This is a genomic window from Kitasatospora sp. NPDC058444, assembly GCF_042721415.1.
In the GTDB taxonomy this organism is placed as follows: Bacteria; Actinomycetota; Actinomycetes; order Streptomycetales; family Streptomycetaceae; genus Kitasatospora.
This window is the reverse complement of record NZ_JBHXLL010000008.1, coordinates 197573-222278: the sequence shown is the minus strand read 5'-3', so window position 1 is coordinate 222278 and position 24706 is coordinate 197573. Positions and strand designations below refer to the sequence as shown.

The window sequence follows — 24706 nt, the reverse complement described above, 5'->3', positions numbered from 1 at the left end:
CTTCTCTACGCGAGTAGCCGCGCTCGAAGCGCGCCTCCGCCCGGACCGCCGTGCCACGCCAGTGCCACACGGCGGAGCTAGGAGTCCAGCCCCGGTGACCACCGCCCCCGCACCCCGCCCCCGCAGAGCCCTGCTGCGCGCCGCCCTGATCCCGGCCTCGCTGGCCGCCTCGCTGGTGCTCGTGCCGCTGCCGGTGGCCGGCGCCGCCGCGCCCGCGACCCCGGCCCCGACCGAGGCCGGGCCGCTGCGGATCCACGACGTCCAGGGCGGCACCCGGATATCCCCGCAGGCGGGCAAGCCCGTCACCGGTGTGCCCGGCATCGTCACCGGCGTGCGCGCGTACGGCAGTTCCAAGGGCTTCTGGATCCAGGACCCGAACCCGGACGCCGACCCGGCCACCAGCGAGGGCGTCTTCGTCTTCACCGGCGGCAACCCGACCGTCAAGGTCGGCGACTCGGTGCTGGTGAGCGGCAAGGTCACCGAGTACTACCCGAACTTCAACGGCGGCTCGCAGTCCGTCACCGAGATCTCCGCCCCGGGCGTCACCGTCCTGTCGGCCGGCAACCCGCTGCCCGCCCCGGTGGTCGTGGACACCCGCAACATCCCCGGCACCTACGCCCCGCCGGCCGGCGCCGACGGCTCCGTCGACGGCGTGCAGCTCAACCCGGAGAAGTACACCCTGGACTTCTACGAGTCCCTGGAGGGCATGCTCGTCCAGGTCCAGGACGTCCGGGTGATCCAGGCGACGGACAAGTACAACGAGCTGTGGGTCGCCGCCGACCGCCAGGACCAGCGCAGCAAGCGCGGCGGCGTGCTGTACGAGTCCTACCGCGAGCCCAACGTCGGCCGCCTGATGATCCAGCAGCAGGCCGCGGTCTCCCAGCAGCCGTTCCCGGTGGCCAACGTCGGCGACGAGCTGACCGGCACCACCAGCGGCCCGCTGGACTACAACAACTTCGGCGGCTACACCCTGGTCGCCGGCACCATGGGCACCCTGAAGGACAACCACCTCCAGCGCGAGGTCACCGCCCAGGCGACCGACCGCGAACTCACCCTCGCCACCTACAACGTGGAGAACCTGGCCCCGGGCAACCCGGACGCCAAGTTCGCCGAGCTGGCCCAGGGCGTCGTCACCAACCTGCGCTCGCCCGACATCATCGCCCTGGAGGAGATCCAGGACAACAACGGCGCCAAGAACGACGGCACGGTGGACGCGAGCCAGACCGTCGCCAAGTTCATCGCCGCGATCAAGGCCGCCGGCGGCCCGGCCTACGACTGGCGCTCGGTCGACCCGCAGGACGGCAAGGACGGCGGCGAGCCCGGCGGCAACATCCGCCAGGTCTTCCTGTTCAACCCGCAGCGGGTGTCCTTCACCGACATCCCCGGCGGCGCCGCCACCACCGCCGTCGGCGTCACCGGCACCGGCGCGGCCACCGCGCTGACCGCCTCGCCCGGCCGGATCGCGCCGAACGACGAGGCCTGGACCAACAGCCGCAAGCCGCTGGTCGGCCAGTTCTCGTTCCGCGGCAAGAAGGTCTTCGTCATCGCCAACCACTTCAACAGCAAGGGTGGCGACCAGGGCATCGACAGCCGCTTCCAGCAGCCGGTCCGCAGCTCCGAGGTGCAGCGGACCAAGCAGGCCACCGTGGAGCAGGCCTTCGTCGCCCAGCTGCTGGCCGCCGACAAGGAGGCCAAGGTCGTCTCCCTCGGCGACTTCAACGACTACCAGTTCTCGCCCGCGCTCGCCGCGCTCACCAAGGACGGCGTGCTGCGCGACCTGGTGAACGAGCTGCCGGAGACCGAGCAGTACTCGTACGTCTACCAGGGCAACTCGCAGGTGCTGGACCACATCCTGGTCAGTCCCGAGGTCGGCTACGCCAAGTACGACGTGGTGCACATCAACGCCGAGTTCGCCCAGCAGGCCAGCGACCACGACCCGCAGGTGGTCCGCATCAAGCCGTAGTCCGGGCACCGGTTACGCTGCCTCCCTCGCCGGTGATCACCGGCGAGGGAGGCAGCGTCGTGTGACGGGGGAGTGGAGCCGATGTCCGCGGACTACCGGATCGAACGGATCGGGCGCACCGACTGGCAGCGCCTGCGAAAGGTGCGGTTGGCCCAACTCCTCGACACACCAATGGCGTTCGGCGAAACCCACGAGGACGCGAGCCGACTGGGCGAGGACCGGTGGCAGGCCCGGTGCGACTGGGTCAACGAGCCCGACAGGATCGGCCTGGTCGCGGTCGACGCCACGGGCGAGTGGGTCGGCACCATGCTGTCCGTCCCGACCCGGGCCAACCCCGCCGCGCTCGACCTGATCGGCGTCTGGGTGGACCCGGCGCACCGCGGCCGCGCCCGCGGCGTCGCCGACGCCCTGCTGGACGCGGTGCTCGCCTGGGCACGGGTGCGGGGCGCCGGGCGGATGCTGCTCGGGGTGCACGAGGCGAACCCCCGCGCCGCCGCCTTCTACCTGCGGCGCGGGTTCGCCTACACCGGGGAGGCGACGCCGTACGTGCTGGACCCCTCGGCCCGGATCCTGGAGATGGCCCTCCCGCTGGACTGACCCGCCCGGCGGAAGGGCCCCGGCTCAGCCCGCCCGGGGGACGGCTCACGGCTCACCGGGGACGGCTCAGCCCAGGTACCGGGCCAGCGCCTCGCCCGTCAGCGTGGACCGGGCGGCGACCAGATCGGCCGGGGTGCCCTCGAAGACCACCCGCCCGCCGTCGTGGCCGGCCCCCGGGCCGAGGTCGATGATCCAGTCGGCGTGCGCCATCACCGCCGGGTGGTGCTCGATCACGACCACCGACTTGCCGGACTCGACCAGCCGGTCCAGCAGGCCGAGCAGCTGCTCGACGTCGGCCAGGTGCAGGCCGGTGGTCGGCTCGTCCAGCACGTAGACGCCGCCCTTGTCCGCCATGTGGGTGGCCAGCTTGAGCCGCTGCCGCTCGCCGCCGGAGAGCGTGGTGAGCGGCTGGCCCAGGCTGAGGTAGCCGAGCCCGACGTCGGCGAGCCGCTCCAGGACGCGGTGCGCGGCCGGGAGCTTCGCCTCGCCCGAGCCGAAGAACTCCTCCGCCTCCGTCACCGACAGCGCCAGCACCTCGGCGATGTCCCGCCCGCCCAGGTGGTACTCCAGCACCGCCGGCTGGTACCGCTTCCCCTCGCAGTCCTCGCAGGTGGTGGCCACCCCGGCCATCATCGCCAGGTCGGTGTAGACCACCCCGGCGCCGTTGCAGGTCGGGCAGGCGCCCGCGGAGTTGGCGCTGAACAGGGCCGGCTTCACGCCGTTGGCCTTGGCGAAGGCCTTGCGGACCGGTTCGAGCAGCCCGGTGTAGGTGGCCGGGTTGCTGCGCCGGGAGCCCTTGATCGCCCCCTGGTCGACGGAGACCACGCCCTCGTGCGCGGCCCCCGACCCTCGGCACAGCGAGCCGTGGATCAGCGAGCTCTTGCCGGAGCCCGCCACCCCGGTCACCACCGTGAGCACCCCGAGCGGGACGTCCACGTCCACGTCCCGCAGGTTGTGGGTGTTCGCGCCGCGGATCGCGAGCGTGCCGGTGGGCTTGCGGACGGTGTCCCGCGGCGGCGTGCGGTCGGCCAGGTGGCGGCCGGTCACCGTGCCGCTGGTGCGCAGCCCCGCCACGTCGCCCTCGTAGCAGACCGTGCCGCCGGCCGCGCCCGCCCCGGGGCCGAGGTCGACCACGTGGTCGGCGATCGCGATGGTCTGCGGCTTGTGCTCCACCACCAGCACCGTGTTGCCCTTGTCCCGCAGGCGCAGCAGCAGCCGGTTCATCCGGTCGATGTCGTGCGGGTGCAGGCCGGTGGTGGGCTCGTCGAAGACGTAGGTGGTGTCGGTGAGCGAGGAGCCGAGGTGGCGGATCATCTTGACCCGCTGGGCCTCGCCGCCGGAGAGGGTGCCGGAGGGGCGGTCCAGCGAGAGGTAGCCGAGGCCGATCTCCACGAAGGAGTCGAGGGTCTGCCGGAGCGTGTCGAGCAGCGGCGCCACCGAGGGCTCGTCGAGGTCGCGGACCCAGGCGGCGAGGTCGCTGATCTGCATCGCGCAGGCGTCGGCGATGCTGGTCCCGGCGATCCTGGAGGAGCGGGCGGCCGCGCTGAGCCGGGTGCCCTCGCAGTCGGGGCAGGCGGTGAAGGTGACGGCCCGCTCCACGAAGGCCCGGATGTGCGGCTGCAGCGCGTCCTTGTCCCTGGACAGCATGGACTTCTGGAGCTTGGGGATCAGGCCCTCGTAGGTGAGGTTGACGCCGTTGACCTTGACCTTGGTCGGCTCCCGGTGGAGGAGGTCCCGCATCTCCTGCTCGGTGTACTCGCGGATCGGCTTGTCCGGGTCGAGGAAGCCCGAGTTGGCGTAGACGCCGACCGTCCACCAGCTGTCCGTCTTCCAGCCGGGGATGGTGAACGCGCCCTCGGAGATCGACTTGCCGTCGTCGTACAGCTGGGTGAGGTCGATGTCCGAGACGGTGCCGCGGCCCTCGCAGCGCGGGCACATGCCGCCGGTGACGCTGAAGCTGCGCCGCTCCTTCACGGTCTTCCCGCCGCGCTCGTACGAGACCGCGCCCGCGCCGCTGACCGAGGGGACGTTGAAGGAGAAGGCCTTGGGGGAGCCGATGTGCGGGGTGCCGAGGCGGCTGAAGAGGATGCGCAGCATCGCGTTGGCGTCGGTGGCGGTGCCGACGGTGGAGCGCGGGTCGGCGCCCATCCGCTGCTGGTCGACGATGATCGCGGTGGTCAGGCCTTCGAGGACGTCCACGTCGGGGCGGGCCAGGGTGGGCATGAAGCCCTGGACGAAGGCGCTGTAGGTCTCGTTGATCAGCCGCTGGGACTCGGCGGCGACGGTGTCGAAGACCAGCGAGCTCTTGCCGGAGCCGGACACCCCGGTGAACACCGTCAGCCGGCGCTTGGGGAGGTCGACGCTGACGTCCTTGAGGTTGTTCTCGCGTGCGCCGTGCACGCGGATCAGGTCGTGGCTGTCGGCGACGTGCGGCTGCGCGTCCGTCCGCTTGGGCATCGTTCTCTTCGCTCCCTGGGTCTCGGCGGTCTTCGTCAGTGGCCCGGTGGGCGGGCCCGCCCCGCGGCCGCCGTCGGTGTGCTCGAACCCTTCGATCCAACCATCGATCGAAGCATCGGTTCGGCCGTCGGTCCGACCGTTGATCCGGCTGTCGGTCCGGCCGGGGTCGAACGGTCGCGGGTACGGCCGGCGGCGGCCGGGCGAGCCCGGTCCGGCTCAGCCCAGTTCGTTGAAACGGACCATGTTGCCCGCCGGGTCGCGGAACGCGCAGTCGCGGACGCCGTACGGCTGCCGGGTCGGCTCCTGGACCAGCTCGGCGCCGCCGGACTTCAGCCGGTCGTAGACGCCGTCCAGGTCGCGGGTGCCCAGGACGAGCCGGGCGTAGGTGCCCTTGGCCATCATCTCGGTGACGGTCCGCTGCTCCTCCTCGGTGCGGCCCGGGTCGGCGGACGCCGGCTCCAGCACCAGGGAGACGTCGGGCTGGCCGGCGGGGCCGACGGTGATCCAGCGCATCGGGCCGCCCCCGACGTCGCTGCGCACCTCGAAGCCGAGCAGGTCGCGGTAGAAGGTGAGGGAGGCCTCGGGGTCGGTGTGGGGGAGGAAGGTCCAGTGAATGGTGATGTCGCTCATGACCGCAACGCTAGGCGCGCACCGCGGCCGGGCGCTTCTCGAATCCTGATCGGTCCGGGCGGCCGGCCCCGAGGGAGGGGGCGCGGCCGGCCCCGGGAAGACGGTCGTGCCGGTGGGGGCCACCGGCGTGGGGCCGCGACCGGCACGAGCGGGACGGGTCCCGAACGGGTCCTAGCAGTTGGGGATGGTCGTGCCGTTGTTGTCCTTGGCCGTGTCGCTGCCCCACCGCGACAGGTAGAAGGCCGACACCCACTGGCCGGCGGGGCCGCCGTCCGAGTCGGTCTTCAGCCACCAGTGGTTGTAGCTGCCGCCGCTGGAGACCTCGCGGCCCCAGGCCTTGCAGTAGACGTAGTTCGTCCCCTGGTACAGCGTCCCGGTGGCGTTGGTGGAGGTCGGCGAGGCGTAGACGCTCGCGTTGGCGAAGGTGTCCACCCAGTACTTGCCGGTGGCGGGCGGGGTGCCGCCGCCCGGGCAGTCGGGGATGGTCGTGCCGTTGTTGTCCTTGGCCACGTCGCTGCCCCACCGCGACAGGTAGAAGGCCGACACCCACTGGCCGCCCGGGCCCACGTCCGGGTCGGTCTTCAGCCACCAGTGGTTGTAGCCGCTGGCGTTGGAGACCTCACGGCCCCAGGCCTTGCAGTAGACGTAGTTGGTGCCCTGGTACAGCGTCCCGGTGCTGGTGGTGGAGGTCGGGGAGCCGTACACCGGAGCGTTGGCGAGGGTGTCCACCCAGTACTGGCCGTTGTTCGACGGGGGCGGGGTGGTCGGGGGCGTGGTCGGCGGCGTCGTGCTGCCCGGGCCGTACAGCCGGATGGCGCCGTAGTAGTCGCCGTGCGAGGAGAGCGCCGCGACCCGGACGTAGCCGCCGGAGTAGGGGGCCTCGACGATCCAGCCCTGCCCGAGGTACATCGCGACGTGGTGGATGGTGGAGGCGGTGTTGCCGAAGTACACCAGGTCGCCCGGGAGCAGTGGCGCGGTTCCGTCCGACCGGTAGTAGCGGGCGACGGCCCGGGAGGTCGGCCACTGGGTCCGCGTGGTGCCGTTGATGACGTCCGAGCCGACCGCCAGGTAGTAGGCGTAGCGGACCATGCCGGAGCAGTCCAGGCCGCGGACGTTGCAGTCGTTGGGGGCGCCGTTGGCGGAGTCGCAGAGGCCGTAGGTCGGGCCGGGCTGCGAGCCGTGGCCGCCTCCCCACGAGTACGGGGTGCCTATCAGCCCGCAGGCGGAGTTGACGGCGGAGGTCGCCTGGGGTGCCGCGCCGGTGGAGAGCACCGCGCAGGCGGGTGCGGCCTGGGCCGTTCCGGCGCCGGCGAAGAACACACCGACCGACACCAGCACCGACAGCAGAGCCGCCCACCGCAGCGGGGCGACCAGCCACCGCGACAGAAGGTTTACGCGCGTAGTCATGGTCGCGGATTTTTCCGGAGCCTCTGACTCCGGGTCAATGGTTGTGAACCCCAGACCTCCTGGGGTTCACACAGTTGCCGGTTTACTGGTCACGGGCACGGCGACCGGCAACTGCGCGGCACCCCGTCGGCGGGATGTCGACGGGGTGCCTGCGGGTTTACGGCGCGGTTACGGCCGGCCGGCGCCCGGGTGGGCCGGGCCGTTGCCCAGGTCGATGACCAGGCGGACGACGAGCTCGCCGTCGACGGTGCGGGTACGGTCGCCGATGATCCGGTTGAGGTGGCGGACCCCGGGTTCCAGCTCCAGGACGTGGGTGAGCAGCGGGTCGGCGGTGCCGTCGGTCCGCAGGGCCTCGGCGGCGGCGACGAGCTGGGGGCTGGTGACGCCCCGGTTGCCGCTCAGGGTGAGGCTCAGGCCCGGGCGGGTGAAGGTGGTGGTGGCCGGCGGCCAGGAGCCGCCGGTGTTGGCGCGGCGGACGCCGTCGAGGTCGACGCCGGGCAGTAGGGGGGTGGCGGCACGGGGCGGGACGCCGCCTAGGGGGTGGACGGCGACCAGGCGTTCGCCGAGGGAGCCGAGGGCGGCCTCGACGGCGCGGACGGTCCCGCCGCGGTGGGTGGTGACGAGGAGCGCGACGGCGCCGGTGGCGTACCGGTCGAGCGGGTCGGTGTCCAGGATGCCCACCGCGTGCGGGACGTGCTCCCGGGTCCACCGGAGGCCGGCCTCGGAGCGGTGGACCACGACGACCCGGACGGTCGGGAAGAGGAAGCGGGGCGCGAGCAGGGCGGCGAGGTTGCCGGTCAGGCCGTCACCGTGGACGACGAGGGTGTCGGGCGCCGAGGTGGCCAGGCAGGAGAGCGCGTAGCGGACGACGGCGTACGGCTCGACGAGGGTGGCCCGGGCGGCGGGGAGGTCCTCGGGGAGGTGGGAGACCAGGCCGCCGCGGACGGCCGAGGCGCCGATGAGGACGCGCTGCTGGAACAGGCCCGGCACGTTGTGGCCGAGCAGGAAGGAGGGGTCGCCGGGGTGGGTCGGGTTGACGACCACCCGGTCACCGGGGGCGAAGCCGTCGGCGCCGGGCCCGACGGCGACGACCCGGGCGGCGCCCTCGTGCCCCACCACGGGCGACGGGTCGTCGCGGTCGCCGCGCAGGATCTGGATGTCGGTGCCGCAGAGGCTCACGTGCTCGGGCGCGAGCAGGAGTTCGCCCTCGCCCGGGTCCGGGGTGGGGACCTCCTCGATGTGGCAGGTGGTGCCGTGGCGGACGATCGCGCGATGGGTGGCCGTGGCCGGCATGAGGTCCTTCCGGAGGGTGTGGGTCGAAGTCGAAGGGGCTGCTCGTCAGCGCTCGGCGACGGTCAGCCCTTGGGGACGGTCAGCTCTCGGCGACGGTCAGTGCTTGGTGACGGTCAGCGCGCCGCGGGACAGGGCGAGGGCGCCCGCCATGGGGTCGACCTCGCCGGGGCGGCAGAGCCGCAGACCGCGGCCGGCCCGCTCGGGGTCGCGGTCGGCGTAGCTGCGCACCTCGCTCAGCTGGCGGACCAGTTCGGCGCGGTACGGGTCGCCGAGGCCTTCCGCGTAGCCGCCGCCGATGCCGATGAGGTCGGTCCGGGGATCGAGGCAGCGCACGGTGCGCACGATCTCGGCGACGGGTTCCACGACGGTGGCCAGCAGGCGGTGCGCGGCCGGGTCCCCGGAGCGCAGCAGGCCGGGGAGGGCGTCGCGGACCGCCTCCGGGCGCTCCATGCCGAGGGCGGCCGCGACGTGCGGCAGCGCGGGGCCGGCGGCCACCGCGGCCACGTGGCCCGTCCCGCCGCAGGGGCAGGTCAGCGAACGGACGGCCGCGGGCGCGGTGGAGACGGCCGGGAGGTGGCCGACCTCGCCCTGCAGGCCGTGGGCGTCGACTGGGACGGAGCGCTCGGTGAGGTCGGCGGTGCGCAGGGCGATGCCGCTGCTGACCGTGATGTACACGACCCGGCGGTGGTGGGGCTCGGCGAACCGCTCGACGAAGCTCGCCAGCGCGGCGGTGACGTCGTTGTACAGGTGCCAGCCGACGTCCGGGCGGCGGGCGGTGAGCAGGGCGCGCAGCGGTACGGGCCGCTCGGGGCCGCCGCCCCAGAGCGGGCCCGAGCCGTGCAGCACGCCGCGCTCCTCGTCCATCGCGGCGCCGCAGGACATCGCCACCCGGGCGTCCGCCGGCACCGCGTCGGCCAGGGTCTCGACCAGCAGGTCGAGGAGCGCGGCCGGATCCTCCCCGGGCCGGTTGAGGACGCTGGGCGCGGGGAGCCGTACGGTCTGCCCGGACCCGGTCCGGATGCGCAGCCAGGTCCCGCCGAGGTCGACGGCGACTTCGGTGCGCACCCGGTGGTCCTGGCCGCCCGTCGCCGCCCGCGGGCTCACGGTCGTATCCCCTCGGTCGGTTCGCCGTGCGCCCCCGACGGCCGGATCTCCACCCGGATCCCGCCCTCCCGCGGGTGCGCGGTGACGGCGGTCAGGTCGTCGACGCGGTACGGGGCCGCCTCGTCGGCCGGGGCGGCGACGGCGACGGCGGTGCCGCCGGAGCGGCGGGCGGCGAGCAGGCCGGGGGCGGAGTCCTCGAAGAGGAGGCAGTCGGCGATGTCCACGCCGAGCAGGCGGGCGGCGGTGCGGAAGCCCTCCGGGTCGGGCTTGCCGGCCAGCACGTCGCCGGCGCAGACGGTGACCCCGGGCAGGGGCAGTCCGGCGGCGGCGAGGCGGCGCTCGGTCATGGTGCGGGAGGCCGAGGTGACGACGGCCCAGGCGCCCGGGGGCAGGGAGGTGAGCAGCCGGCGGGCGCCCGGGATCTCGGCGATGGCGTCGGTGGCGGCCTCCTCGCGTTCCCGGATCCGGGCGACCTCGGCGGCGACGGTGTCGCCGTCGGCGGCGGGCAGGCAGCCGGCGACGATGTCCTGCGCGGTGCGGCCGGGCAGCGCGGCGAGCACGGTGTCGGGGGCGAGGCCGTGGCGGGCGGCGAACTCCCGCCAGACGCGGTCGATGGATTCCGCGGAGTCGACCAGGGTGCCGTCCATGTCGAAGAGCAGGGCGCGGGCCGTCACGGCGAGGGGGGTGGTCATCCGATCTCCAGGATGTCTGCGGCGAGCCGGATCAGGTCGAGGTCCTGCTCCCAGCCCCGGCGCAGGCGCTGGTCGCCGGGGTCGGTGTCGAGGATCACGTGGTCGGCGCCGCTGTCGCGGAGCAGGGCGATGTCGGCCCGGATCTGGTCGGGTGTGCCGTAGCCGAGGGGCCGGGACTCCGTGGCGACGGGGGCGGTGGTGGGGAGGAAGAAGATCCTCGGTGCGAACTGCTTGCCCTCCGCGAGGGCCTTGGTGGCCTGGAGGCAGAGCTGGCGGCTGGGGTGGAGCGGGTGCCAGGCGGTGCCGATCCGGTTGACGCGCTCCAGGGCCCGCGGTCCGTTGCCGCCGATCCACAGCGGGGGGTGCGGGTCCTGGAGGGGCCGGGGTGCGGTGTGCACCCGGTGGCCCTGGTGGGTGATGACGTCGGAGGTCCAGGCTTCGACCAGGACGTCCAGGGTCCGGTCGGTGAGGGCGCCGCGCCGGTGGAAGTCCACGCCCAGGACCTCGAAGGCGCGCGGGGCCCAGCCGACGCCGAACCCGACGACGAGGCGGCCGCCGCTGAGCCGGTCGATGGTGGCGGTGGCCCGGGCGAGCGCGATCGGGTGGCGGTGCGGGGCGATCAGGACGCCCGCGCCGAGCCGGACGGTCTCGGTCTGCCCGGCCAGCCAGGACAGGGTGGCGAGGCTCTCGTAGAACGGTGCGGGCGAGCGCCGGTGGGCGTCGTCGGTGAGGGCGAGGTGGTCGGAGACCAGGACGGTGTCGAAGCCCAGCCGTTCGGCCTCGCGGGTCCAGGTGAGCATGCCCTCGGGGGTCATCTGGTGACCGAAGTTGGGCAGGTTGATGCCGAATTTCACCCGGTCACCGGCCGGGGGAGGGTGAGCCCGAAGGGGGCGTGGTGGGCCGTGGTCGCGGGGTGCGGCGCGGCGTGGAGTTCGAGCAGGTTGCCGCCGATCCGGTCGAGCGGGCGCGGCGCCCGCTGGCCGGGGATGCCGTGTTCGAAGAGTTCGAGGTTGACGGCGTCGTCGACGACGAGCATGGCCATCGCCGAGGTGCCCTCGACGTCGAGGTCGAACTGGCGGCGCATGAAGTCCCGGTCGGCGGCGATCTCGGTGCGCAGCACCACCCGGGCCCGGTGGTGGGCGACCAGGTGGTCGACGGTGGCGTCCAGGCTCCGGACGCTGTACCCGGTGTGGTCCAGGCCGAGCAGGGTGGGCAGGGCCGCGTCCTCGGCCGGCCGCTGGCCGTGGTGGAGCCGCTCGGCGGTGGTGTCGGCGTACCCGGGGGTCTCGGGCCACTGCTGGAGTTCGAAGAGGGTGCCCCACGGGGAGCGGAAGTAGATCCAGCGGTTCCCGCGGATCGGGCCCTCGGGGATGGTGATGATGTCGCCGAGGACGTCGACGCCGGGGACCTTCTCCAGGTGGGCGGCGGCGGCCTCGATGTCGCCGACGCGCAGGCAGAGGTGGTTGGTGCCGATGTCGACCAGGCGGGGCGGCGCGTCGGGGGCGGCGAGGGGCGCGGTGGGGACGAACCGCACCTCGGTGCCGGCGGAGAACGACACGGCGCCGGCCCCGCCGTCCCGCCGCGCGGTGGAGGGCCCGGTCAGGTCCGCGAGGAAGGCCGTGGCCTGTGCGACGTCGGGCACCGCCACGGTGATCCGGTGGGCCGGTGAGCGGGTGTCCGGAGCGGTGTCCGGGGTCGTGGTCATGCGGGGGTTCCTCCGTGGAGCGGGGCCGGTGCCGGGTGCGGGTGCGGGTGGGTCACGGCAGGAGCAGGACCTTGCCGCGCAGGCCGCCGGCGCCGAACTCCTGGTGGGCGCGGGCCGCGTCGGCGAGCGGGTAGCGGCGGCCGGTCGGCACCGTGAGACGGCCGGCGCTGACCAGGTCGCTCAGGGTGCGGAGCTGGTCGCCGTTCTCGTCGACGTAGCTCTTGCGGGGGGTGATGCCGCGCTCGGGGGCCGGCTGGTCGTTGTCGTCGATGGCGACGAACTGGCCGCCGTCGGCGACCGCGCGGATCGCGGCGGCCACGCCCGCGGTGTCGACGACGGCCGCGTGGGTGGCGGCGGGAAGGTCCTGCGCCCGGGTGTGGACGGTGCCGACGCCGAGGGCCCGCAGGGATTCGGCGTCGCCGGCCCGGGCCAGGGCGTCGACGGAGTGTCCGTCGGCGAGCAGCAGCTGGACGGCGATCCGGCCGACGGCGCCGGCGGCGCCGGTGACGAGCACGGGCGCGCCGGGCGCCAGCGTGAGCTTGTCCAGGGTCTGGACGGCGGTGAGCCCGGCGAGCGGGAGCGCGGCGGCCTCCTCCAGCGGCACCCCGACGGGGGCGGGGGCGAACAGGCGCGCGTCGGCGACGACCTGTTCGGCGTAGGTGCCGTAGCGGTGGGCCGGCTGGGCGACCATGCCCACGACCTGCTGGCCCACGGTGAACCGGGTGACCTCGCCGCCGATCTCGGCGACGACGCCGGAGACGTCCCAGCCGGGAACGGACGGGTAGGTCAGGTTCAGGGTGAGGAAGCCGGAGCGGGTCTTGAGGTCGACCGGGTTGACGGCGGCCGCGGTGACGACGACGCGGATGTCCTGCGGCCCGACGGGCAGTTCGGGCACCTCGCCGAGGGTCAGGACATCCGGGGCGCCGGTGTGGTGGAAGGTGACGGCTTTCATACCGGTGGGTTCTCCCTCGGAGGAACGGTGGTGAAGGCGTGGCGCGCGTTGGCCTCCGCCGCGGTCAGGACGAGTCCGCCGTCGGCGACGACCGAGGCGCCGGTGACGTAGCCGGCGCCCGGGCCGGCGAGGTAGGCGATGAGCGAGCCGATCTCCTCGGCCCCGCCCGGGCGGCCCAGCGGGATGTCCGGCCGGGAGATCTCCCGGTAGGTGTCCTCGTCGAGGACGCCGTTCATGGCGGTGGCGGTCTCACCGGGGGCGACGGAGTTGACCCTGATGCCGTACGGGCCGAACTCCAGCGCGAGCACCTTGGTGATCATGCCCAGGGCGGCCTTGCTGGCGCAGTAGAGCGCGCCGCCGGTGATGGGCACGCTCTCGTGGACGGAGGTGACGTTGACGATGCTGCCGCGGACGCCGTGGCGGATCATGTGGTGGCCCACCGCGGAGGCGAGGGCCATCGGGGCGAGGGTGTTGACGGAGAACACCTCGTCCGCCCGCTTCAGGTCGAGGGCGTCGGCGGCGCTGCGGTCGTTGACGCCGGCGTTGTTGACCAGGCAGTCGATGCGGCCGGCCTCCTCGACGGCGGCCAGGCAGCTGTCGACGGCGGCCTGCGGTTCGCGCAGGTCGGCCCGGACCGGGACGCACTCCGCGCCGGTGGTCCGCCGCAGCTCCTCGGCGACCCGGCGGATCCGGTCCTCGCCGCTGGCGTAGCCGAGGAGCAGCCGGTGGCCGGGGCGGGCGAGCGCCCGGGCGGCGGCCCGGCCGATGCCGCTGCTGGCGCCGGTGATCAGGACGGTGTGGAGGTCAGCCAACGCCCAGCACCACCTTGGGCCGGGTGCGGCCGAGTTGGAGCACCTCGAAGGCGTGGGCGACCTCGGCGAGCGGCACCACCCGGTCGACCAGGCCGGCGCCGACCTCGTCGACGAGCGCGACGGCGCGGGCGTAGTGGTCGACGCCGTGCCGGACTCCGATGATGCGGATGCCGTCGAGCGCGATCCGGCCGGGTTCGACGGTCTCGGTCTGCGCGGGGACGCCGACCAGCAGGCACAGGCCGCCGGGGCGCAGCCGGTCCAGCGCGGCGTTGAGGGTGCCGGGGGCGCCGGAGCACTCCACGACGATGTCGTAGCCGGTGGGGGCCTCGCCGGTGCGGGTGAACCGCTCGCGGTAGCTGCCGGGCGGCAGGTGGCCGACGGTGCCGGGTTCGGCGATGTCGAGGGTCACCGGGAAGCGGGCGAGGACGGCGGCGGCGAGGCTGCCCATGGTGCCCGCGCCGATGACCAGGATCCGGTCTCCCGGCCGGGGGTCGGCCGCGTCGACCGCCTCCAGGACGGTGACCAGCGGCTCGACCAGCACGTGCTCCGGACGCGGCTGCTCCGTGCCCGGACCGAAGGGGACCAGGGCGTGGCGGGGCATCACCAGGTACTCGGCGGCGGCGCCGGTCCAGCCGTACAGGCCGACCTCGCGCAGTTCGGTGCAGAGGTTGCGGCGGCCGGAGGCGCAGGAGCGGCAGGACTGACAGGGGATCATGGTCGATCCGGTGACCACCTCGCCCCGGCGCAGTCCGGTGACCCCGGTGCCGAACTCCTCGACGGTGCCGACCCATTCGTGGCCGAAGCGGTGCGGGAAGGCGGCCCGCCCGTCGACGAGGTACGCGGAGGTGCCGTGCAGGATCTCCAGGTCGCTGCCGCAGAGGCCGACGTAGGCGATCCTGACCAGGACCTCACCCGGCCCGGCCTCCGGGCGTTCGGTCTCCACCAGGCTCGCGGCGTGCGGCTTGTCGATGACGGCGGCGCGCATCATCGCCCCCCGCCGACGGCCCGGGAGCGGCGGGTGCCCACGACGAGGGCGAGGACGGCCGCCAGGGCGAGGCCCGCGCCGACGATGGGCAGCGAGACCAGCGATCCGCCGGTGGAGAGGGTGAGGGAGCCGATCCAGGCGCCGGCGGCGTTGGCGAGCTGGAAGCCCGCGATGTTGACGGTGGCCGCGAGGTTGGGAGCCTCGCTCGCGGAGGTGATCAGCTTGGAGGCCAGCGGCGGGATGATCGAGAAGCCCGCGGCGCCCAGGACGAACAGCCAGGGCGCGGTGAACCAGGTGCTGGAGCCGAAGAGCGCGAGCAGGCCGAGCGAGACGGCGAGCGCGCCGAGCGCGATGAGCAGGGTGCGGTCGATGGAGCGGTCGGCGAAGTGTCCGCCGAGCTGGTTGCCGGCCACCGAGCCGACGCCGAAGACGAAGAGCAGCACGGTGACGTGGCCGGCCGAGAAGCCGGTGTAGTCGCGCAGGAAGGGGGCGATGTAGGTGAAGACGACGAACAGCGCGGCCTGGGCGAGCGCGGTCAGGGTGAGGGCCGCCCACACCGAGGGGCGGGTGAAGACGGTGAGTTCGGCGGAGATCGACCCGGCCGGGCGGGTCGGCGCGCGCCGGGTGACGGCCACCAGCCCCACGGTCGCCAGGGTCTGGAACACCGCGACCACCACGAAGGAGGTCCGCCAGCCGAACTGGCCGCCGATCAGGGTGCCGAGCGGAACGCCGAGCACGGTGGCCAGGTTCAGGCCGAGCGAGACCCGGGCGATCACCCGGCCCTGGAACTCCGGCGGCACCAGCGAGGTGGCGAGCACCAGGCAGAGGGCGAAGAAGGTGGCGTGCGGCAGCGCGGTGACGATCCGGAAGACGACCAGGAGCGGGAAGCTGTTCGCCAGTGCGGTGCCGAGGGTGCCGACGACGAAGACCGCCATGGAGCCGATGATCAGCGGAGTGCGCGGCACCCGGGTGGTGACGATGGTGAGCAGCGGGCCGCCGATCATCACGGTGACGGCGTAGACGGTCACCAGGAGGCCGGCGGTGGCGTCGGACACCTTGACGTCGCTCGCGATGTCCGGCAGGACGCCGGCCACGAGGTACTCGACCGTGCCGACGCCGAAGACGGCGAGCAGCATCCATAAGACCGCGGCGTTGGCCTTCGTCGCCGGTGCGGGGGCGGGTGCGGCGGTCTCGGTCCTGATGGTGTCGGTCAACGGACACCTCCCGTCGTGTCGTTCTTCTCGATGGTGGGTGCGTCGGTGGCGCCCGTGTCGGCGGTGTGCGCGGTGGCGCCCGTGTCGGTGGCGCGTGCTTCGGCGGTGCGCGCGGGGGTGCCGGTGTACTCCACGACCGCGCAGCCCCAGGTGAACCCGACGCCTATCCCGGTGAGCAGCACCCGGTCGCCCGGCACGAGGGTGCCGGAGCGGCGCAGCAGGTCGAGCCCGATGACCGGGTCGGCGGCGCCGGTGTGCCCGATCTCCCAGCCGCGCTCGGCGAGCGTCTGCTCGGCGTCGATCTTCAGCGGGACGAAGCACTGCTTGCGCAGCAGGACCTTGCCGAAGTTCGGCACCAGCCAGCGGGCGATGTCGGAGTGGCTCACGCCGGCGTCGGCGAGCGCGGTCTCGGCGCAGCGCGAGAGCGCGGCGGCGTTGCGGGTCCAGAACTCCTCGGTGCCGCGGTCCTCGACGAAGACGGAGACCCGCTGGGGCAGGTTCAGGGGGGTGTCGGAGGCGTACTGCGGCATCGTCATCGGGTCGTCGCCCCGGTGCATCCGCTCCAGCAGCGGGTCGCTGACCACGGAGGTGGACAGGACCCGGAAGGGGCCGCCGTCGTGGCCGAGGACCAGGGCGCCCGCGCCGTCGCCGTAGACCACTCCGCTGTCGGAGGCCCAGCGGTCGAAGAGCGGCAGCTGCCACGCGTCGGAGGCGGTGACCATGCCCTTGCCGGAGCCCGCGCACCAGCGGCCGACGAGTTCCATCCCGACGACGGCGCCCGCGCAGGCGGTGCGTATCTCGATCGGGATGCAGTCGGTGATGCCGAGTTCGCCCTGCAGGTAGGCGCCGCAGTTCCAGGCCTCCAGCCCGTTGTGCAGGACCACCGCGTGGACCAGGAGGTCGATGTCCTCGGGGTCGGCGCCGGCGTCCGCGAGGGCGGCGCGCCCGGCGGTCACGGCCATCTCGGGGGCGGTCTCGCCGCGTTCGGGGCGGGCCACCACGACCGACACCTGCGCGGTCTTCTGGTGCTCGATCTCGTCGTACCGTCCGGCCGCCACCATCTCGGCGGCGGACTCACGCTCCTCGGGCAGGTAGGAGGCGAAGCCCTCGATGTAGAGGTTGTCCCACTTCACGCCGCCTCACCGGCCCCGACGAGTCCGGTGGCCGCCCGGAGTCCGGCACCGGCCCGCCGTGCGGCGTCGAGCTCCTTGAGCGCGATGCCCAGTTCCTCGGGGGTGACGTCGTTGACGAAGCGGTGGTGCCCGATGCCGACCGGAAGGGGCAGTCGCTGCTGTCCGTCGCGGTGGCGCACGGTGTCGGCGAGGGCGCCGTCCAGGATGCCGGGGCGGGCCAGGACCTCGGTCCACAGGGGCAGTCGGAGCCGGCCCATCAGGCCCAGGACGCGCTCGGCCTGGTGCTTGGTGACGTCGCCGCGCATCCGGCCCATCACGGTGGTGAGCGCCATGTCGATGGCGACCGCCTCGCCGTGCAGCAGCTCCGGCAGCGCCTCCATCTCGACGGTGGGGCTGAAGGTGTGCCCGTAGTCGACGCAGCGTTCCAGGGTCTGCTCCCACAGGTTGGGCTGCAGCTCCTCCAGCATCAGGTGGATGGCCTCGGAGACCACCTGGCGGGCCGCGGTCTCCAGGGCCGGCGTGCTGCCCTGGAAGCGGTCCTCGATCAGCTGCGGCCCGAAGTCCTCGAGGAGGTCGAAGAGTTCGGCCGACTTGATCAGCGCCATCTTGAGGATCTCGGCCAGGCCGTTGGAGAGGTGGCGGGCGTCGAGGGTGCTCAGGAAGGAGCGGTCCACGAAGGTCGCGACCGGCGGCGCGTAGGTGCCGAGTCGGTTCTTGCCGTGTTCGTAGTTGACCCCGGTCTTCACGCCGACCCCGGCGTCGACCAGGCCCACCAGCGTGGTGGGTATCCGTACGTAGGGGGTGCCGCGCCGGTAGAGGCTGGCGGCGAGTCCGACGACGTCGAGCAGGACGCCGCCGCCGATCGCGATCACCGGCTCGCGCCGGCGGTCGATGCCGAAGTCGTTCATCGCGTCGACCACGTCCGTGACCGCGTTCCAGCGCTTGACGCTCTCGTCCGCGCGGACGGGCAGGAGGGTGGCGGCGATGCCGTGGTGGTCGAAGTAGTGTGCGATCCGCTCCCCGTGGAGCTCCTGCACGGCGGAGTCGATCACGACGAGCCGTCGGTCACCGGACCGTAACGGGGCGTCGGCGCAGCCGGAGAGCAGCAGGGTGCTGTCGGGCTCGAATAATCCCGAGGCCTCGACGATGTGGTATCGGACCTGTTTGATCGCCTCCACCGTCCAGGACGGGGCGGTGGAGCGGCGGCGGGTCAGACCCTCGGTGAAGGGAGCGATGGCATGCATGTGCGGTCCTCGGTGGTCGGGGAGTGGTGCGACGCGGCCAACGGTCGGCTGTTCGCCGCGCCGCCTGGTGATATGACGGAACGTCAAGCCTTGTGGGCGTGACGGTTCGTGTCATCGGCTTGGCGATACTAGCATTCGTGTAGCGCTCACTACATGAATATCATGTTTCACTGGTGTGAAGCCGTCCTTCGGCGCGCGCCTTTCGACCGAGCGCGCCACCGACGACATGGGAGCATCGATGGCAGGTGTACGCGGCCAGGGCCGCAAGTTCGATCTCGAAGACATCCTGGAAAAAGCCATGTTCGTCTTCTGGCGGCACGGTTACGACGGCACGTCGGTCTCCGCCCTCACCAAGGAGATGGGGATCGGCGCCCCCAGCCTCTACGCCGCCTTCGGTAGCAAGGAGGGCCTGTTCCTCGCCGTCGTCGAGCACTACAACAACGGCTGGGGCGGCTTCATGCAGCGCGTCTTCGAGGAGGAGGAGCGCGCCTCCGTGCTGATCCGCCGCCTGCTGTACGAGGCGGCCGACGCCTACGCCCACGTCGACTGCCCCGGCGGCTGTCTGATCATCAGCTCCGCCACCCGGGTCTCCGACGCCGGCCAGGAGGTCGCCGACCGCCTCCGCGAGGTGCGCAACGCCAACATCGACCGGCTGGAGGCCCGGATCGGGGCCGACGTCGAGGCGGGCTTCCTGCCGGCCGGCCTCGACGCGCGCGGGGTCGCCGAGTTCCTCGGGGCGGTCGTCCAGGGCATGTCCCACCGGGCGCGGGACGGCGCGACGGTCGCCACGCTGCGGACGGTGGCGGGGATGGCCTGGGACTCCGTGCGCGTCCTGCTGGGCGAGACCTGACCCGACGCCTCCCCCCGGAGACACCAACGGGCAGGGTCCCGTACCGGATCCGTCGATCCGGTACGGGGCCCTGACCAGCCACGGAAGCGGGAGCGGACCGCTGCTCGCCGGCCTGTTCGGTGAAAAACAAGCAAGCATGATTGCTTTTTTCTTGCGGCGGTGCCACGCTGCTGCCCGGCGGTACCCGTTCGTGGGTGCGCCCAACTCACCGGCAGGGGAGGCGCATTGGTGCACGACGGCACGGTACTGCGGATCGGCAACGCTTCGGGGTTCTACGGGGACCGCTTCGACGCGGTGCGGGAGATGCTCACCGATGGGCCGCTGGACGTGCTCACCGGGGACTACCTGGCCGAGCTGACCATGCTGATCCTCGCCCGGGACCGGCTGAGGGATCCGTCGCTGGGCTACGCCCGGACGTTCCTGCGCCAGATGGAGGAGTGCCTCGGGCTGGCCCGGGAGCGCGACGTGAAGATCGTGGTCAACGCGGGCGGCCTCAATCCGGCCCGGCTCGCCGAGGAGCTGCGGGCGCTGGCCGGCCGGCTCGGGGTCGAGGCGGCCGTCGCCCATGTCGAGGGGGACGACCTGCTGCCGCGTCGCTCCGAACTCGGCCTGCCGGGCGGGCTGTTGGCGGCCAATGCCTACCTCGGCGGGTTCGGTGTCGCGGCCTGCCTGACGGGTGGCGCCGATGTGGTGGTGACCGGTCGGGTGACGGACGCGGCGCTGGTCGTCGGCCCCGCCATCGCCCGCTTCGGCTGGACCCACGAGGACCTGGACGCCCTGGCCGGCGCCGTGGTGGCCGGGCACGTCCTGGAGTGCGGCGCCCAGGCGACCGGCGGCAACTACGCCTTCTTCCGGGAGCACGACGTCACCCGGCCCGGCTTCCCGATCGCCGAACTGCGCGCCGACGGCTCCAGCGTGATCACCAAGCACCCGGGCACCGGCGGCGCGGTCACCACCGGTACCGTCACCGCCCAACTCCTGTACGAGACCGGTGGATCGCACTACCTCGGCCCGGACGTCACGGCCCGGCTGGACACCGTGCGGCTCACCGGGGAGGGCCCGGACCGGGTCCGGATCGACGGCGTGCGCGGCGAGGCCCCGCCGCCCACCCTGAAGGCGGGCCTCAACCGGCTCGGCGGCCACCTCAACGAGGTGGTGTTCGTCCTCACCGGCCTGGACATCGAGGCCAAGGCCGACCTGGTGCGGCGGCAGTTCGCCGACGCCCTGCCGCCCGAGGCCCGCCCCGCCGAACTGCGCTGGACCCTGGCCCGCACCGACGACCCGGACGCCCCGACCGAGGAGGCCGCCTCCGCCCTGCTGCGGCTGGCCGCCCGCGACCCGGACCCGGCCAAGGTCGGACGCGAACTAGGCAAGGCCGCCGTCGAGTTGGGCCTCGCCGGGTACCCCGGCTTCCACCTCACCGCGCCGCCCGGACCGGGCGCGCCGTACGGCGTGTTCAGCGCCGCGCACGTCGACGCGAAGGCCGTCGAGCACACCGCCGTCCTGCCGGACGGCCGCCGGATCGCCGTGCCGCCGGCGCCCGTCACCGCCCAGGCCCGCCCGGTGGAGGGCGAGTTGCCCCGGCCGCTGCCGGCCGGCCCCACCCGGCGGGCGCCGCTCGGGCTGGTGGCCGGCGCCCGCAGCGGCGACAAGGGCGGGGACGCCAACCTCGGCGTCTGGGCCCGCACCGAGGACGGCTGGCGCTGGCTGGCGCACGCCCTCACCGTCGAGCGGCTGCGCGAACTGCTGCCCGAGGCCGCCGAGTTGCCCGTCACCCGGCATGTGCTGCCGAACCTGCGCGCGGTCAACTTCACCCTCACCGGCCTGCTCGGCGAGGGCGTCGCCGCCCGGCACCGCTTCGACCCGCAGGCCAAGGCCCTCGGGGAGTGGCTGCGCTCCCGCCACCTCGACATCCCGACCCTGCTCCTGGACGCCCCGGAGGCCGCGCTGTGACCGTCCTGACCACCCGTGTCGACCCGGCCGGGCCCGACTACGCCGAGCACCGGGCCGCGATGGTCGCCCGGCTCACCGCACTCGACGCCGATTACGAAAAGGCCCTGGACGGCGGCGGTCCCAAGTACGTGGAGCGCCACCACGGGCGCGGCAAGCTGCTGGCCCGCGAGCGGATCGAGCTGCTGGTCGACGAGGACTCCCCGTTCCTGGAGCTGTCCCCGCTGGCCGCCTGGGGGAGCGACTACCCGGTGGGCGCGGCGCTGGTCACCGGCATCGGCACGATCGAGGGCGTGGAGTGCGTGATCACCGCCAACGACCCGACGGTGCGCGGCGGCGCCAGCAACCCCTGGACCCTCCGAAAGGCCCTGCGGGCCAACGAGATCGCGCTGAACAACCGCCTCCCGCTGGTCAACCTGGTGGAGTCCGGCGGCGCCGACCTGCCGAGCCAGAAGGAGATCTTCATCCCCGGCGGTGCCCTCTTCCGCGACCTCACCCGGCTGTCCGCCGCCGGAATCCCCACCGTGGCCGTGGTGTTCGGCAACTCGACGGCCGGCGGCGCCTACGTGCCGGGCATGTCCGACCACACCGTGCTGGTCAAGGAGCGCGCCAAGGTGTTCCTCGGCGGCCCGCCGCTGGTGAAGATGGCCACCGGCGAGGAGGCCGACGACGAGTCGCTGGGCGGCGCCGAGATGCACGCCCGAGTCTCCGGCCTGGCCGACCACTTCGCGGTGGACGAGGCGGACGCGCTGCGGATCGCCCGCCGGATCGTCGCCCGGCTCGACCACCGCAAGCCGGGCCCCGACCCGGACCGGTTCGCCGAGCCGCCGAAGTACGACGAGGAGGAACTGCTCGGCATCGTCCCCGGCGACCTCAAGGTGCCCTTCGACCCGCGCGAGGTGATCGCCCGGATCGTCGACGGCTCCGACTTCGACGAGTTCAAGCCGCTCTACGGCACCAGCCTGGCCACCGGCTGGGCCCGCCTGCACGGCTACCCGGTCGGCATCCTGGCCAACGCCCAGGGCGTGCTGTTCAGCCAGGAGTCCCAGAAGGCCGCCCAGTTCATCCAGTTGGCCAATCAGCGGAACACCCCGCTGCTCTTCCTGCACAACACCACCGGCTACATGGTCGGCAAGGACTACGAGCAGGGCGGCATCATCAAGCACGGCGCGATGATGATCAACGCGGTCGCCAACTCGAAGGTCCCGCACCTGTCCGTCCTGATGGGCGCCTCCTACGGGGCCGGCCACTACGGCATGTGCGGCCGGGCCTTCGAGCCGCGCTTCCTGTTCGCCTGGCCGAGCGCCAAGTCCGCGGTGATGGGCCCGCAGCAGCTCGCCGGAGTGCTGTCGATCGTCGCCCGGCAGTCCGCCGCGGCGAAGGGGCAGCCGTACGACGAGGACGCGGACGCGGCCATCCGGGCGATGGTCGAGCAGCAGATCGAGGCCGAGTCGCTGCCGGTGTTCCTCTCCGGCCGGCTCTACGACGACGGCGTGATCGACCCGCGCGACACCCGTACGGTGCTCGGGCTGTGCCTGTCCGCGATCCACAACGCGCCGGTCGAGGGCGCGCGGGGCTACGGCGTCTTCCGGCTGTGAAGGCCGCCCGCGCAAGGGCCGCCGCGCAAGGGCCGCCCGTGCAAGGGCCGCCCGTGCAAGGGCCGCCCGTGCAAGGGCCGCCCGTGCAAGGGCCGCCCGTACAAAGGCCGCCGTGCAAAGGCCCCGGTGTGAAGGACCTCCGCTGCAAAGGACTCCCGAGACAATGATCACCAACCTGCTGGTCGCCAACCGGGGCGAGATCGCCCGCCGGGTGTTCCACACCTGCCGGGAGCTCGGCATCGCGACCACCGCCGTCCACTCCGACCCGGACGCCGGCGCCCCGCACGTGCGCGAGGCCGACGCCGCCGTCCGGCTGCCCGGCGCCGCGCCCGCCGACACCTACCTGCGCGCCGACCTGATCGTCCGGGCCGCGCTCGCCGCCGGGGCCGACGCCGTCCACCCCGGCTACGGATTCCTCTCCGAGAGCGCGGAGTTCGCGCAGGCCGTGCTGGACGCGGGCCTGCTCTGGGTCGGCCCGCCGCCGGCCGCGATCGCCGCGATGGGTTCCAAGACCGCCGCCAAGCGCCTGATGGCCGAGGCCGGGGTGCCGGTGCTCGGCGCGCTCGCCGAGCCCACCGAGGCCGACCTGCCGCTGCTGGTCAAGGCCGCGGCCGGCGGCGGCGGGCGCGGCATGCGGGTCGTCCGGAGCCTGGCGGAGCTCCCCGGCGAGCTGGCGGCCGCCCGGGCCGAGGCGGCCAAGGCCTTCGGCTCGGACGAGGTGTTCTGCGAGCGCTACCTGCCCACCGGTCGGCACGTCGAGGTCCAGCTGCTGGCCGACGCCCACGGCACCGTCTGGGCGGTCGGCGACCGCGACTGCTCGCTGCAGCGTCGGCACCAGAAGGTGATCGAGGAGGCCCCGGCCCCCGGCCTGCCCGCCGAGGTCCGTGCCGCACTGCACGCGGCGGCCCGCGACGCGGCCGGGGCGATCGGCTACACCGGCGCCGGCACCGCCGAGTTCCTGCTCGCCGAGGACGGCCGCTTCTACTTCCTGGAGATGAACACCCGGCTTCAGGTCGAACACCCGGTCACCGAGGCCGTCACCGGCCTGGACCTGGTGGCGCTGCAGCTCGCCGTCGCCGAGGGGGAGCCGCTGCCGCCCGAGCCGCCGGCCCCGGTCGGCCACGCGATCGAGGCCCGGCTCTACGCCGAGGACCCGGCCAAGGACTGGCAGCCCGCGACCGGAACCCTGCACCGGCTCGAACTCACGCTCCCGCACCAGGAGTTCACCGGCAGCGGCACGAGCACCGGCGCCGGCGCCGGACTGCGGCTGGACTCCGGGGTGGAGGCCGGCAGCGAGATCACCCCGCACTACGACGCGATGCTCGCCAAGGTGATCGCCTGGGCGCCCACCCGCGCGGCCGCCGCCCGCCGGCTCGCCGACGCGCTCGCCCGCGCCCGGGTCCACGGCCCGGCCACCAACCGGGACCTGCTGGTGCGCGCGCTGCGCCACCCGGCCTTCCTGGCCGCGGACCTGCACACCGGTTTCCTGGCCGAGCACACGGCCGAACTCACCGCCCCGGACACCAAGGGCGTCGAGCGCGCCGCCCTGGCCGCGGCGCTCGCCGACGCCGCAGGCCGCCGCGGCGCCCTGCCCTCCGGCTGGCGCAACCTGCCCTCCCAGCCGCAGCTCAAGCGCTACCGGGCCGAGGACGGCACCGAGTCGGCCGTCCGCTACCAGTTCACCCGCATCGGCCTGCTGGCCGAGGACCATGTGGGCGTCAAGCTCGTCGAGGCCGCGCCGGACCGGGTGGTGCTGTCCGAGGACGGGCTGCGGCGCACCTACCGCGTCACCCGCCACGGCGACCGGGTGCACGTCGACACCCCGGACGGCGGCACCGCGCTCACCGCCCTGCCGCGCTTCCCCGACCCCGCCGTCCGCACCGATCCCGGCGCGCTGCTCGCCCCGATGCCCGGCACCGTCGTCCGGGTCGTCGCCGCCGTCGGGGACACCGTCACCGCCGGCCAGCCGCTGCTGGTGCTGGAGGCGATGAAGATGGAGCACCGCGTCGCCGCCCCGTCCGACGGCACCCTTGTCGAACTGCGCGCCACCCCCGGCCGACAGGTCGAAACCGGCACCCTGCTGGCCGTCGTCCAGCCCATCGAAGCCTGAGGAAGGACCC

General features: G+C 73.6%; 20 protein-coding genes. 6 read left to right on the top strand and 14 right to left on the bottom strand.

Annotated elements, in window-relative coordinates:
- The first annotated feature begins 94 nt into the window (after positions 1–94).
- Together ACFWP2_RS12570 and ACFWP2_RS12565 are read left to right on the top strand one after the other, a co-directional pair.
- Positions 95–1963: an endonuclease/exonuclease/phosphatase family protein gene (locus tag ACFWP2_RS12570; RefSeq protein WP_380450359.1), complete on the top strand. Its 1869-nt coding sequence runs from the start codon at positions 95–97 to the stop codon at positions 1961–1963.
- A gap of 81 nt (positions 1964–2044) precedes the next feature.
- Entirely contained in the window at positions 2045–2560 is a 516-nt protein-coding gene (locus tag ACFWP2_RS12565) for a GNAT family N-acetyltransferase (RefSeq protein ID WP_380450358.1), read from the top strand.
- 66 nt (positions 2561–2626) lie between these two features.
- Here ACFWP2_RS12565 and ACFWP2_RS12560 read toward each other — a convergent pair whose 3' ends face one another.
- The 14 genes from ACFWP2_RS12560 to ACFWP2_RS12495 form a co-directional block, all read right to left on the bottom strand.
- A complete protein-coding gene (locus tag ACFWP2_RS12560; protein WP_380450357.1) occupies positions 2627–5017 on the bottom strand; it encodes an ATP-binding cassette domain-containing protein in 2391 nt (796 codons plus the stop codon).
- 216 nt (positions 5018–5233) lie between these two features.
- On the bottom strand, positions 5234–5647 hold the full coding sequence (locus tag ACFWP2_RS12555; protein WP_380450356.1) for a VOC family protein: 414 nt from the start codon (positions 5645–5647) through the stop codon (positions 5234–5236).
- Between the two features lie 171 nt (positions 5648–5818).
- Positions 5819–7054: a C40 family peptidase gene (locus tag ACFWP2_RS12550; protein ID WP_380450355.1), complete on the bottom strand. Its 1236-nt coding sequence runs from the start codon at positions 7052–7054 to the stop codon at positions 5819–5821.
- Between the two features lie 168 nt (positions 7055–7222).
- Positions 7223–8347, bottom strand: a complete 1125-nt coding sequence (locus ACFWP2_RS12545) for an alcohol dehydrogenase catalytic domain-containing protein (RefSeq protein WP_380450354.1) — start codon at positions 8345–8347, stop codon at positions 7223–7225.
- A 96-nt stretch (positions 8348–8443) separates the two neighbouring features.
- Positions 8444–9451 carry an ROK family protein gene (locus ACFWP2_RS12540; protein ID WP_380450353.1) on the bottom strand — a complete coding sequence of 336 codons (1008 nt, stop codon included), beginning with the start codon at positions 9449–9451 and terminating at the stop codon, positions 8444–8446.
- Positions 9448–10143, bottom strand: coding sequence for an HAD-IA family hydrolase (locus ACFWP2_RS12535; RefSeq protein ID WP_380450352.1), 696 nt, complete (start codon positions 10141–10143; stop codon positions 9448–9450). The genes ACFWP2_RS12540 and ACFWP2_RS12535 overlap by 4 nt, the downstream gene beginning before the upstream one ends.
- Positions 10140–10997 (bottom strand): TIGR03619 family F420-dependent LLM class oxidoreductase, encoded by an 858-nt coding sequence (locus tag ACFWP2_RS12530; RefSeq protein WP_380450351.1) that lies wholly within the window; start codon positions 10995–10997, stop codon positions 10140–10142. Before ACFWP2_RS12530 ends, ACFWP2_RS12535 begins: the two co-directional genes overlap by 4 nt.
- Positions 10994–11848 carry a VOC family protein gene (locus ACFWP2_RS12525; protein ID WP_380450350.1) on the bottom strand — a complete coding sequence of 285 codons (855 nt, stop codon included), beginning with the start codon at positions 11846–11848 and terminating at the stop codon, positions 10994–10996. Before ACFWP2_RS12525 ends, ACFWP2_RS12530 begins: the two co-directional genes overlap by 4 nt.
- Positions 11849–11900: 52 nt before the next feature.
- The gene (locus tag ACFWP2_RS12520) at positions 11901–12800 is read right to left on the bottom strand and encodes an NADP-dependent oxidoreductase (RefSeq protein WP_380450349.1); all 900 of its coding nucleotides are present in this window, start codon (positions 12798–12800) and stop codon (positions 11901–11903) included.
- A complete protein-coding gene (locus tag ACFWP2_RS12515) occupies positions 12797–13612 on the bottom strand; it encodes an SDR family oxidoreductase (protein ID WP_380450348.1) in 816 nt (271 codons plus the stop codon). Before ACFWP2_RS12515 ends, ACFWP2_RS12520 begins: the two co-directional genes overlap by 4 nt.
- Positions 13605–14597 carry a zinc-binding dehydrogenase gene (locus ACFWP2_RS12510; protein ID WP_380450347.1) on the bottom strand — a complete coding sequence of 331 codons (993 nt, stop codon included), beginning with the start codon at positions 14595–14597 and terminating at the stop codon, positions 13605–13607. The genes ACFWP2_RS12515 and ACFWP2_RS12510 overlap by 8 nt, the downstream gene beginning before the upstream one ends.
- Complete coding sequence (locus tag ACFWP2_RS12505; RefSeq protein WP_380450346.1) at positions 14597–15811, bottom strand: MFS transporter; 1215 nt, start codon at positions 15809–15811, stop codon at positions 14597–14599. The genes ACFWP2_RS12510 and ACFWP2_RS12505 overlap by 1 nt, the downstream gene beginning before the upstream one ends.
- On the bottom strand, positions 15808–16944 hold the full coding sequence (locus tag ACFWP2_RS12500) for a 3-oxoacyl-ACP synthase III family protein (RefSeq protein ID WP_380450345.1): 1137 nt from the start codon (positions 16942–16944) through the stop codon (positions 15808–15810). Before ACFWP2_RS12500 ends, ACFWP2_RS12505 begins: the two co-directional genes overlap by 4 nt.
- Positions 16941–18188, bottom strand: a complete 1248-nt coding sequence (locus ACFWP2_RS12495) for a sedoheptulose 7-phosphate cyclase (protein ID WP_380450344.1) — start codon at positions 18186–18188, stop codon at positions 16941–16943. Before ACFWP2_RS12495 ends, ACFWP2_RS12500 begins: the two co-directional genes overlap by 4 nt.
- A 238-nt stretch (positions 18189–18426) precedes the next feature.
- Between ACFWP2_RS12495 and ACFWP2_RS12490 the strand changes: the two genes are divergently transcribed.
- From ACFWP2_RS12490 to ACFWP2_RS12475, 4 genes are all read left to right on the top strand, one after another.
- Entirely contained in the window at positions 18427–19038 is a 612-nt protein-coding gene (locus ACFWP2_RS12490) for a TetR/AcrR family transcriptional regulator (protein ID WP_380450343.1), read from the top strand.
- Positions 19039–19266: 228 nt separating this feature from the next.
- Positions 19267–20991 carry an acyclic terpene utilization AtuA family protein gene (locus tag ACFWP2_RS12485; RefSeq protein ID WP_380450342.1) on the top strand — a complete coding sequence of 575 codons (1725 nt, stop codon included), beginning with the start codon at positions 19267–19269 and terminating at the stop codon, positions 20989–20991.
- Positions 20988–22586: an acyl-CoA carboxylase subunit beta gene (locus ACFWP2_RS12480; RefSeq protein WP_380450341.1), complete on the top strand. Its 1599-nt coding sequence runs from the start codon at positions 20988–20990 to the stop codon at positions 22584–22586. Before ACFWP2_RS12485 ends, ACFWP2_RS12480 begins: the two co-directional genes overlap by 4 nt.
- 163 nt (positions 22587–22749) lie before the next feature.
- Complete coding sequence (locus ACFWP2_RS12475; protein WP_380450340.1) at positions 22750–24696, top strand: biotin carboxylase N-terminal domain-containing protein; 1947 nt, start codon at positions 22750–22752, stop codon at positions 24694–24696.
- The last annotated feature ends 10 nt before the right edge of the window (positions 24697–24706 follow it).